We start from the raw sequence: 12,204 nt of genomic DNA on the forward strand, positions 1-12,204 counted from the left end.
CCATTTTGGCAACGTTCTGATACTTTACCCAAATGGGATATAACCATTGTTCCTAATTGATTGGTATCTTATTTCCTCGCAAGTCCCTTAGTATTTTTGAACCCTGCTTTTGCTTCAATCCAATAGCGACTCTTACGCTCAATGAATGTCTTGGATGGATCGTTGTAAAAGTCTGGTCAAAAACTTTGACAGAACTTTAGACAACGCTAATGCGAGAATTCATCTTTGCTTTATCAGGTTTATGCTTAAGCGCCTTGCTAAAGCTTCCTAAGATACCAAATGGGTTCTATAAATGAAGGCGGCGCGAAGCGCCGCCTTCATTTATTTGGTTTTTGATTAGAACAATTGCTATAGCCAGTTACCGAGCAATACAAAGGGAGACCAATAATAGGGATGATCATATTTTTCATTTTTGAGCAAAGACTGTTGGGCTAGTCTTAAGGATTCGGCTCTGGTGACATTAGCCGAGGATAAACTTTGATAGAGAGCAATCATAAACTTGGAAGTAGCTTCATCATCAACCGACCAGAGCGAGGCGATCGTACTTCTCGCTCCTGCTCGTACCGCCATTCCCGCTAAGCCTAGAGCCGCACGCTTATCTCCCACAGCCGTTTGACATGCACTCAAAATCAATAATTCAATTGGTTCTAAATCACTGCGGTTTTTAGAACGTAACAACTGATAAAGATTTTCAATGGTTAACTTTCCATCGTAAGTAAGCAAATAAGTGTTTTCAGCTTCAGAGCTGAAGTTGCCGTGAGTAGCAAGATGTATGATTGGAAAAGTCAGTGATGTCAGAGTTTTGGTAAGATTTTGCTTCGTAAAACTAGCATCAAGAAAGATCGAACTTAAAGGAACTTGTTTGTTAATTTCTTGTAATTCATCTTTAACATTTGGCAATGCTGAAAATCCTTGTCTTGCCTCAGTCAAACCAGCAATTAGGGCGATAACTTTTTGCTTAGCGATCGGTTTGGGGTCGAGGAGTTGCAGACTGGGCGTGAGGGCAATGCTGTAATTCTCAACTAAGAACTGCTTACCATCATGTAAAACGGACATGGGAATATTTCTTAAAGAACCATCTAAAACAAAAATAATGGTTTTGACATGACTTTGGGCGATCGCACCAGTAGCAGGACGAATTAACCAATCATAAATTCTTTGAGCATTGGAGAGATAATCTTGCGAAGAGGGATCGCGTAGGTTTAGTCGTAAATCGATGACCATATCATCGATTTCTGCTGCTGTGACGTTACTGGCATAGTGGCGGAGCGGTTGATTGGGCAGACTGAGGATTACTTCTAATCGGTCTTCGAGAATGATCGGATAGATTACAGCCGCAGTTCTATCAATTTGATTAATGTCCACTTGGGCAGCATTGAGACAGTCAGAACGGAAGAAATTAACTAGTTCGGCAATTTGCAACGATTCGATCGCTGCTTGAGCTTTGATTAAGTTGTTCTGTTTATCACCTGTATCATCTTGCAGCAATAAACTCACAAGTTGCCGATAGACTGGCTCCACAGTTTCCCGAAATGAGAATTGGACATTGGGATTCACAAATACGAGGTCGCTGCGTAATTGGCGCAAACCATTGACAGCTTCTGTATAGGCAAGAATCGCGCCCTTGATATCACCCTTAGCCTTGAGCAGTCTTCCTAATTGCCATTGCCAACGATAGGCGATATCGGTTGCATTGATACTTTGGGCGATCACTAGAGCTTGTTGAGTGAGCTTTTGAGATTCTTCGATTTGTTTGCTTTGTTCATAAGCATTGCCAAGACTACCAATCGCATAGGCAATAGTGCGACTATCGTTGATGGATTTAGCCTGTTGGACTGAAACTGCTAATATTTTTGCGGCTTCGGCTAACAAAGAATCGGCTACTGTTTGAGGGACTAACTTCGTGAGCCTTAATAAGCTTTCACCATAATTGATTCTTACAAAGATTGCCTCGCGACTTGTTTCTAGATTTGATAATAAGAGTGCAATTTGCGATCGCATCTCTACCGCTTCTTGCCAATCATTAGAATCAATTAGCAAACTAAATAGATTCAATTGGGCTTGTAAGTTGGTTAGCGATCGCCCTGCTACTTGTGCAGAATTTTTATAAAATTCTGCTGCTTTTTCGGGATTACCTTCGAGTCGCGCTAGATTTCCCTGTCTTAGCAGCACAATACTCTTTTGTTCATTGTTATTAATTCGCTCAAGAATTGCCCAACTCTTATCTAAAGGTTGATGCGCGAGTTTGAGATCGCCAACGGTGGTCAACATATCACCGTAGTTATGGAGCGAGATCGCTGTCAGCAGATCATCAGAAATTTTTGGTAATAATGCTTGAATTGATTCTAAAGTTTGTAGCGATCGCCGATAAAATCCTTGAACCTTGAACGCTTGAGCTTGATTGAGAACATTGCGAATTTGATTATCCAGATTGCCAAGTTTAGCGTGCAAAATAGCGGCTTCTTGCCAAACAGCGATCGCCTCTTCGATTTTACCCAAGCTTAAGTATAAATTCCCTTGAGTATCTAATGCTTGAGCGATCGCGCTTTGACTGGCAGGATTAACTTCTAGCGATCGGGCTATTTGCAAACTTTGAGCGATCGTGCTTTCTGCTTCTTGCCATTGTCCCAATTTTTGATGAGCTAGGGAGAGATTGCTAAAAGTTATCGCTAGATCTAGGGAGTTATTTTGTTGTTGATAGAGTTTTATAGCTTGCTCCCAAGCTTGAATTGCTTCTTGCCATTGTCCTAATTGATAAAAGGACTTACCGCGATTAAATAATGTATTTGGCTGCTCTGAATTTACTTGAACTATTTGAGAACTCTTCGGCGAAGTAATAGTATTTGCCAACATGGGTTGAATAAATACAGTCAGAAAAAACAACAGAAAAACCAAACCCAGATTTTTGATAAAAGCAATGCGAAGCCTTATTTTTATCAAAAATCTAGTGATTCGGGTTTTCGTAAAACTTTGTGATAATCGCTTCATAGATTTATGCTCTCTACTGGTCAACGGCATTGTAGTTGTTTAGCCCAAGTGGGAGCAGGTATAGCTTGGGGAACTTCTGCGACAAGAGAAACTTCACCATAGGGATTGATTGTCCATCCTTGTGCTTCGATAATGCGATCGGGATTAACTTGTTTATTTGGGGATTGGCTCATTACTTGGCTGGACTGACTGGCTAATTGACTGCTTGGAGTACCTAGATTTTCTTGCAAATTATTACTACTAATTACATCAGCAGGGCTAGCAGGAATACCGCCTCGACCTGTGATCACAAACGCGCTATCTTGGCGATCGGCTAAACATTTCTGGGTAACAAGCTTACTGGCATCACCAATATCTACAGGCAAATTGGTTAATCCTTTACTAGGATCGACTCCTGGGGTATTGATATTTACAGTTCCATTAACACCAAATTGAGAACTAGCGGTAATGTCGCTCAAAGGAGTGAGGACAGGTCGGAATTCTAGCCCAAAGATACCATTGGTTGTGAGGTTGATGTTGCCACCGTTACCTGTAAAGGCATTTGCGAAGATATCGCTATTTTCCTTGGGGAGAGCCACAATAAAACCTGCGGTGATATTGATATTCCCCCCATTACCTCCTGCAAGGGCTGTGCCTGCGGTGGTGCTAATCTGGCTACCATAGCGCATTAGCAAGATAGAGGGAATGTTAAGGGTAATATTGCCTCCATTAGCGCTAGCTGTTTCGGCAGTGATAGAAGAACCGTTTAACAGGGTGAGAAAGTTCGATATGAGAGTGATATTGCCACCAATACCAGCACCGAGGCTGCCAACGGCGATTTGTGCTCCATCCCGAAGGATGACGGATTCAGGATCAATAAAGATATCACCGCCCCGTCCAGTGGAATTGGCTAAAGTATTTGCAAACAAGCCTGTTTTTGATCCAGAGAGATTAAATTGATTCACCACTCTTACGTCAATTTTGCCTGAGTCCCCAATACTAGATGTCGCAGTTTGGATCTGTGCGCCGTTAGAGATGGTAAAGTCATCCGCCTTCACAAAGATATCACCTGCTTTGCCTCTTCCAGATGTGGAAGCAGATACTAAAACTCCATCGGTGAGAGTAAGCTGTTTGGTAGTGAAAGTGATATTTCCTGCTTTTCCTGCATTGTCCATCAGTCCTGTTGTTTCGACAGCGAGTTTTCCTTGTCCTGCGATCGCAATTGATTGGGGAGCCGTGACAAACAAATCACCGCCATTGCCGATGCTAGAAGTGGAAGCGGAGATTTGGGAATTAGGTGCTAAGGCAATATTGATATAGCCAAGATTGCTGTAGGGATTGAGTCTTAAAGTTCCTGCGGGGGATATTCCTTGGGTTTCCGCAAATACCCCGACTGTGCCGAAAAGATTCATTTGGGATGCATTGAGCGTAATGCTACCGCCGCCATCGGGATTAGTGGCAGTAGTGCTAGCAGTCGCAGTAATTCTTGCTTTATCGGTGAGGGTGAGGATCGGCGTATTAATGACGATACTTCCTGCTTTACCTGCGTTATTGGTTTGGACTGATAGAACTGGAAATGCATCAAGGACTCGCGTTAAGTCAACAGATGTAGGTGCGTTAATTGTAATATTGCCGCCTGTTCCTGCGCCATTAGTTTCAGCTAATACTTTGGAATCGTCGTAAATCTTGACTATGGGGGCATTAATAGTTATGTCTCCTGCTTTGCCTTGGGCATTGGTTGTAGCAGTGACTTTACTATTGTCTTTGAAGATTATGCCTTGATTTGCTGTAACTGAAACATTCCCAGCATTCCCAATACTCTGAGTATTGCTAATGATCTGACTATTATTTTGGAAAGTGACGAAACTGGGGCTAGTAATGGAAATATTACCAGCAAGGTCACTGCTTTGAGTAGCACTATTGATAATAGTTTGGTCAAAGGTTAGGCTTCCTAACCCAGAAATCTCAACATCTCCAGATCGTCCACGTTCACCAGTATCTAAAGTAATGGGTACGTTAGGATTACTTGGATTTGGAATGTTTATTGTTTTACTCGTACTGATCTGGAGATTAGAAATAGATAGATCACCCGATCCATAGATGTTTGCCATACCTGCTTGCCCAGCAGATGATAGGGTAAAGATTTCTAAGTTGCTAATTTGATTTTTTGCTACAAGGTTCACATCACCTCCATTCCCGCTTGTCAATCCAGAATTTGATACGGCAAAAGAGAATGTCGAACTTACAAGAGAACTCGTAATATTACTGTTTGGTGCTGAGAAAAATATATCTCCCCCATTACTAGATGTACTAGATTGGGAGAACGAGTGTGAATAAAAAAGAGAGTTACTTAATGAGATATCATTAGAATTGGAAATAATAGAAATCGCCCCTCCACTGCCTACTGCTCCATAGATTGATGATGAGAAAGAGTCTAATCTCGAATCATTTATAGCAATACTACCTGAGAAGGTGTTAACTGAAATCTGCCCTCCATTCCCTACTGTTCCAAAGTCTGCGTTTGAAAAAGAGAACAAAGATGAACTTTTAAGGTTAATATTACCTGAGCTAGCAGAGACCAATATTGCTCCTCCATTCCCTGAGCTTCCTCGAAAAGAATCTGAAGATGCTCTCAATTTTGAATTATCTAGCGTGATATTACCATTTTTAGTGATTACAGAAATATCTCCTCCATTGCCAGAACTAAATCGTGAACCTGAAGATGAGTCAAGTGATGAGTTGTTTAGAGCGATATTACCAGAGTTATTAGTAATAGTAACTACTCCTCCATTCTGCCGAAAGGCTGAACTTGATCTTAATGTGGAATTATTTAGCGTGATATTTCCAGAGTTATTAGCAACAGTAATAATTCCAGATCCTCCTGACCCATTCACAACTGTTGAGGAAGAGGATAAATATGCATTATCTAGTGTGATATTACCAGAGTTAGAAGTAAGTGAGATCGAACCTGCATTGCCCCCTTTGTCTGTATCTCCAGAGAATGAAAACGATATCAAATCTGATTCTAATCGCGTATCAATAAGTTTAATATCGCCAGTTCCTGAACTAAAGGAAATTGCTCCTCCGTTACCTACATTCATAGAAGATAGCGAGTTAAAGTATTTTGAGTATGAGGATAACGAAGAATTAGCCAACGTGATATTGCCAAACTTAGAGGAGAAGGAGATCCCGCCTCCATACCCTGAATTATTCGATGGAGATAAAGAGTATGAGTTCAATATTGAGCTAACGATCGCAATATTCCCAAAGATCGATGTAACAGAGATCCTTCCACCATTTGTTGAATTGCCATCAATAGTGTCTGAGTAAGAGTTCAATGTGGAATTATTTAAAGTAATATCGCCAGCATTTGAAGCAAGAGAAATTGCCCCTCCATTCTCTGCCTTGCCTAAGTATGCTCGAGAGTAGGAACTCAATGTAGAATTACTCAATACAATATTGCCCGAATTTGCAGAGAGAGAAACTGCCCCTCCATTTCCTGAATTATTATTAATAGAGAATGAGTAAGAATTCAATGTAGAATCATTTAACGTAATATTGCCAGCATTTGAAGCAAGAGAAATTGCCCCTCCATTTCCTGAACTATTATTAATGGAGAATGAGTAGGAATTCAATGTAGAATTGTTTAACGTAATACTTCCGAAGTCTGATGCGATCGCAATTTTTCCTCCGTTCCCAGCAGTTTCAGAGAAGCTAAATGAGTAAGCTGACAGACCGCTAGTATTGGGATCGTTGTTGATCGCAATATCTCCTCGCCCATAGACTCGAATATCGCCTCCAGTTGCTCCTGCGACTATCGTACTAGTATCAATTCCTTGAGTAGAGATTGTTCCTTGTAAAGTACTGGGACTGAACTGGTTGGTCAATAGTACTAATCCCCCTGACTGGCTGATCCGAATGTTCCCATTCACAGTAATATCTGCTCTAGCAGGAGAATCCACATAGCTAGCAGTAGTCGCTCCCAGAACCGTTGGACTAGTTGGCAAGCCACCCAACTGCGACCAATCTACACCCGATTGCACATCTAAAGTCGCTTGAGTACTACCATTAATCGCAATCGGAACCTGAACTGGCAAAATCTCCTTAACTGATCCATCACTATTTAGTACAGTCTGATAGTCTGTTAAATTAAAAGTAGCTAAATCTGCATAGATCTTCGTAGCATTAAATAGGGTTGTATTATTCGGGTTAATCGTAGTCGCAACATCGCCAGTACTATCAATCGTGACATTACCGAGCGTGACACTTCCACCCGCTAAAATATGTAGTGATGCTCCTGTATAGTCTCCTAAGGAAACATCACCATTCGCCAAAATCACTGGATCATTAGGACTAATTAAATTCCCTAAACTTCCATTTAGTTTCTCAATCTTTAAGTTATTACCCGCATAAAAATGGGCATCACCGATCACTGGATTAAGCGATCGCAACACCATATTCCCACCCGACCAAAAACCACTATTACGATGGTTTAAAGTAAAAATATCAACGGATTGATTACCCTGAATTAGTAAATCACGCCCAGACACCGCAAAAAATGGACTAGTAGAAGTATCGCGAATCTTCACCAAATCCTGCGCTTGCAGCGTCAAGTCTCGCTGCGATCGTAAAGTTCCCTGTAAGTCTAATTGATCTGCATTGAGAACTAAGTCCTGACCCGCCGAGAGATTACCCCGATTACTAATCGTTGCCCCTGTATTGCTAGTGCCGTACTGCAAACCCAGTGGCACATTGACATTTAACAAAGGTGGTGCTTGGGGATTGGTCGCACTAAACTCGCTACCATCAGAAAACTTAATGCTATTTGCCGTGCTAGCGCTAAACGAACCCGCAATATCGAGCTTTGCATTTGCGCCAAACACAATTCCATTTGGATTAACTAAATATAAATTCGTTGTTCCATTAGTTCGCAATATCCCGTCAATATTCGATACATTTGAGCCTGTCACCCGCCCGATCGCATTAACTGTAGTTGGTGCAGTGTCAAAATGTGCAGTATTCCCAGTCGGCACTGAAAAATCTTGAAAACTATGAAACTGATTTACGCCAACCTGAGTGCCACCCGTGATTGTGTAGGTGTTATTTGCACTATTAAAATTAACTGAAGTATTGACTGGAAGAGTTGCATCGGGCGCGATCGCGTTTTGACCAAAACTTGCTTGGGAGAAAAAATTAAAACTTATCATCGAAAAAGCTGAAGCGATTATCATGACCTTGATCTTGATTTTGATCATGATTTTTCTCCTGCAATCTGAATGTTTTAGCCTTTATTTTGCGAAGTATAACATTACTTAGTAATAAAAAAAGCCGCAAAATGACTAATATGAGGACTTACGCAAAAGAACAAAATGTAAGGGCAATTCATGAATTGCCCTTACGGTAAAATGAGGCTTTCAGGGCGTTTTTACGTAAGTCCTAATATATCTTAAAAACCTGTGAAATTGAGATTGAAGTAAAGCCCATTTTCTTGCGCTGTATTTCGACTATTTGGTACAGAAATCAAAGGAATACCATAATCGAGCCGAAGATCTAAAGTATTGCCAACTCGCCAACGTAAACCCAAACCAGTACCTAATAATGTATTGGAACTAGAGTTTGCTTCTCCTGAACTTGTCCATACGGCGGCAGCATCAACAAATGGAACTATTTGTAATAAACCTTCCCATTCAGGAACACGCAAGATTGGTACTCGCAACTCTGCGGATAGATTTAGTCCATTATCGCCTAGCAATACATCTTGACGATAACCGCGTAGGGTATCTTGTCCTCCAAACCCAATTTGCTCAGAAGGTAGCAGGGCGCGATCTCCAAATTGCAGATCTCCTCGTAGTAACAGAAAAGTATCAGGTGCAAGTAAATTTACATACTGCGACTGTCCACGCCATGCAACAAAGCGACTATCAGGAAAGCTAGTATTTACATTGGAGCCAAATACGCCGCCTAGTCCTAGACTAAACTGCGATCGCAAAGAAATTACTGACTGACTAGAGCGCTGCGTAAATTCTTGAAAAGTCCGTAAAACTGTAGTTTTAGTTACGCCATTATCGTCTGCTCCTGCGGACAAAGGGAATGGAATCTTTAACAAACTAGTTAAACTTTCGCGATAGGAAGCCGTGAAACCGAGTGCTATTTCTTGACTAGGGGTTTGCTCAAGGGGTTGCCGAAAAGTCAGGTCATAGGATGTGGAATTCGCATAAATATCCAATATATTAAAAGGCTTTTCCAAAACGTTGCTATTACCATTATTAAACGCAAAAGCGATCGTGCCATTGTAGGGATTAATCGGTAATGTATAGCTGAGATCATAGGAATTACTTCCATCGGTATTGCTATAGGCAACATTTAGCGCATCGCCCAGTCCCGTTAAATTTGCTTCACTAACTTGGACTTTGCGACGCAATGAACCAACACTGGGAGCGCGGTTGTTATCTAGAGATAATTGTACTTCCAAAGATTTTGCTTCTTTAATCCGTACTTCCAGAATGTTCTGCCCAGCGCGTGTTCCTGCTGATAGCTCTGCGGATATGCTGGCAATTAAGGGATTGATTTGGAGAACTTGGAGGGCTTGAATCAAGCGATCGCGATTAAGGGGTGCGCCTGTTGCAATATTCATCCGCGATCGCACATAGTCTGGACTTAACCGTTCAACCCCAGTTACTTTTATGTCTTCCAGCCCTCCTTCAATTACCTGAATCTGCACTACCCCATTCTGGAGGTTTTGGGTAGGAATAAAAGCTCCTGAGGTTATATATCCTCGGCTTGTATATAAATCTGTAATCTGCGATCGCGCTTGCAGCAGTTCCGAAAAAGTAATTGGTCGCTTAGTAAAGGAGTTCAGAATCTGATTAAGTTCTGCTTTTGTAAATACGGTGCTGTCTAAAACTTCAAATCGATTGACCGTAATCGTTCCAGTTACAGGTACTTCTTTTTGAGGAGTGACAGGCTCACGAGAAGGATTTAACAATTCATCAGGTGACGGAAGCGGTGCTGGTGTCTGGTCTGGTAGTTGTGGTGAAGGCGATCGCAGATTAGGCGTAATAATTTGTGGTGTTAGGGAGTTAGCTCGATCTGTTTGCGCCGATATTGGCAGTGTAAACGCAACAAAGCTAGTTAAGCCTAACCCTGTATAAATTGTTGCTCTAAAAATCGTTAATTTTTTTTTCTGCAAGCCCAACCATCCATAAAGTTCCAACATAACAACAAGCACCTACATGACTGCAATAGTGGATTGGTTGGTCAGCAATTTACTAGGCTTTGGTCATTTGATCAAGTATTTGAGCAGACAAGCAGCAATTCTCATTATGAAACTGATTTTGGTGTTTCCAGCGTCTTAGGCGCTGGAAACACCAAAATCGGTTTTTTGAAAGCCCGCCAACGGCGGGCTTTCAAAAAACCGATTTTTATAAATAGAATTGCTGGCAGACAAGGGGATTAAGCCCTTTGTTAACTTGAGTTAAACGAACTAAAAGATGGCAGGAGGAAGAGCGGGTAAACCTTTGAAGAGAAGATCTAAGGCAGGTTTAGTCTTGCGATAGGTATAAGCAACTAACCTAGCAAGAAGGTTAACTCAGATCTTGCACTATTCCCAAAAGTGTTAAGTGGGAATAGGTTTGAGAACAATTACAAATCCATGATGAGCAGCAATATCGGCACTAATTTGGATATATTTGAGAAGTTTCAACCAAAGAACAGAAGGGAATAAAACCGAAAGGTTTAAATCAGAGGCAGATTTCCAGTCCAAGACAGGAGGAAGCGACCATTGAGTGCTCCAGTGAGCTAAAAGATATTGCACAATTTTCAGATGAATACGGCACGAGCTTCAGTTTCAAGGAAATAGCCAAGAAGGTCTTTTTGCTGAAGAGAAGCAATGAAACAAGAAACAGCAGTATCTAAATCCGCTCTAGTTCTAGGCTTAATTTTACGTAAAAAAGCCTTGAGTTTTGACCAAAGCATTTCAATGGGATTTAACTCAGGAGAATAGGTAGGCAAAAACAAGACCTTTGCGCTAACCGACTCAATTGTCTGTATAACTAATAGTATTAAATGTCAAGGGTGGTGGAGCAATAAAAGGTATGGGTGAAAAGTTTGCGGCTAATCCCGTAACTGGGACTAGTTCGATGAGCATACCGATCGCTACTAGTCCTAGCCGTTCGGGTTTTGCTCCCCAGTTGTCGCTTTCCTATGATTCTGGTGCAGGCAATGGCATCTTTGGACTGGGTTGGAATCTTTCGCTACCATCGATTACGCGCAAGACTGACAAAGGGTTGCCGCGCTACTGGGATGCTGAAGAGTCCGATATTTTCATTCTTTCGGGTGCGGAAGATCTGGTGCCTGTTCTGAAAACAGATGGCACAGTGGATGAAACATTACGAGACGGCTACCGCATTTGCAAATATCGTCCCCGGATTGAGGGATTATTTGCCCTGATCGAACGCTGGACAAAACTTGATGCAGGAGAGGCACATTGGCGATCGATTTCTAAAGACAACATTACTACGCTTTAAGGCAAGACAAGTGAGAGCCGCATTGCCGATCCTGACAATCTTACCCATGTCTTTAGCTGGCTGATCTGCGAGAGCTATGATGACAAGGGTAATGCGATTCGCTACGATTACAAGCCAGAAAATTCAGAGGAGGTGAAAACCTCGCAGGCGCAAGAGCGGAATCGGACTATAGAGAGCTGATCGGTCAATCGATATCTGAAGCGTATAGAACCCATTTGGTATCTTTTTGAACGAAATATAGAACCCATTTGGTATCTTAGGAAGAGTAAGAAAAGAGGTCAAAAATGGGATATAGCAGCAGACTAAGCGATAAAGAGTGGGAGATTATCGAACCTCTGTTGCCGAGAAAAAAGAAAACTTGTCCGCCAAAATGGACAAAACGGCAAATATTAGATGGAGTATTTTACCAACTCAAGCAAGGATGTAATTGGGCAGACTTACCCAAAGATTTACCCCAGTGTACTGTCCCTACTGGAGTCTAGACTAAGTTGATTAAGAAAATCAGAAAAAGAGCAGGAAGAAGCAACCCAGAGAATGGAGAACTGAGCAAATCCAAGAGAATGAAAAGGAGAATATTTAGGATTAGGTATTAGGGTTGTCTTTGTTGACCTTTTTTTGACGAGAAGCGCGTTTTTTGATGATGGGAAAGCGCGGAAAAGGATCTCGCTTGCGTCCAGATTTCCAACCAAGAGACTTACCGCGAGGTTTTGGA

6 protein-coding genes and 2 pseudogenes are annotated in these 12,204 nt (G+C 41.7%); 3 read left to right on the forward strand and 5 right to left on the reverse strand.

Going from position 1 to position 12,204, the window contains the following annotated elements:
- Positions 1-348: 348 nt before the first annotated feature.
- From B9G53_RS03340 to B9G53_RS03350, 3 genes are all read right to left on the reverse strand, one after another.
- Entirely contained in the window at positions 349-2,988 is a 2,640-nt protein-coding gene (locus B9G53_RS03340) for a CHAT domain-containing protein (RefSeq protein WP_176453075.1), read from the reverse strand.
- Between the two features lie 20 nt (positions 2,989-3,008).
- Positions 3,009-8,222, reverse strand: a complete 5,214-nt coding sequence (locus tag B9G53_RS03345; protein ID WP_094529109.1) for a filamentous hemagglutinin N-terminal domain-containing protein — start codon at positions 8,220-8,222, stop codon at positions 3,009-3,011.
- A gap of 191 nt (positions 8,223-8,413) precedes the next feature.
- Positions 8,414-10,183 carry a ShlB/FhaC/HecB family hemolysin secretion/activation protein gene (locus B9G53_RS03350; protein ID WP_094529112.1) on the reverse strand — a complete coding sequence of 590 codons (1,770 nt, stop codon included), beginning with the start codon at positions 10,181-10,183 and terminating at the stop codon, positions 8,414-8,416.
- Between the two features lie 33 nt (positions 10,184-10,216).
- Between B9G53_RS03350 and B9G53_RS03355 the strand changes: the two genes are divergently transcribed.
- The gene (locus tag B9G53_RS03355) at positions 10,217-10,423 is read left to right on the forward strand and encodes a hypothetical protein (protein WP_094529115.1); all 207 of its coding nucleotides are present in this window, start codon (positions 10,217-10,219) and stop codon (positions 10,421-10,423) included.
- A gap of 159 nt (positions 10,424-10,582) precedes the next feature.
- On the opposite strand, the gene B9G53_RS26630 is transcribed toward B9G53_RS03355, so the two are convergent.
- Complete coding sequence (locus B9G53_RS26630; protein WP_141211691.1) at positions 10,583-10,780, reverse strand: hypothetical protein; 198 nt, start codon at positions 10,778-10,780, stop codon at positions 10,583-10,585.
- Between the two features lie 110 nt (positions 10,781-10,890).
- Positions 10,891-11,007: pseudogene (locus tag B9G53_RS26635) on the reverse strand (transposase); the annotation flags it as partial.
- A gap of 53 nt (positions 11,008-11,060) precedes the next feature.
- On the opposite strand from B9G53_RS26635, the pseudogene B9G53_RS03365 reads away from it, so the two are divergent.
- Positions 11,061-11,669: pseudogene (locus B9G53_RS03365) on the forward strand (SpvB/TcaC N-terminal domain-containing protein); the annotation flags it as partial.
- A gap of 107 nt (positions 11,670-11,776) precedes the next feature.
- Positions 11,777-11,974: a transposase gene (locus B9G53_RS03370; protein WP_254923534.1), complete on the forward strand. Its 198-nt coding sequence runs from the start codon at positions 11,777-11,779 to the stop codon at positions 11,972-11,974.
- Positions 11,975-12,204: the final 230 nt, after the last annotated feature.

It is taken from the genome of Pseudanabaena sp. SR411 (assembly GCF_002251945.1).
Lineage (GTDB): Bacteria > Cyanobacteriota > Cyanobacteriia > Pseudanabaenales > Pseudanabaenaceae > Pseudanabaena.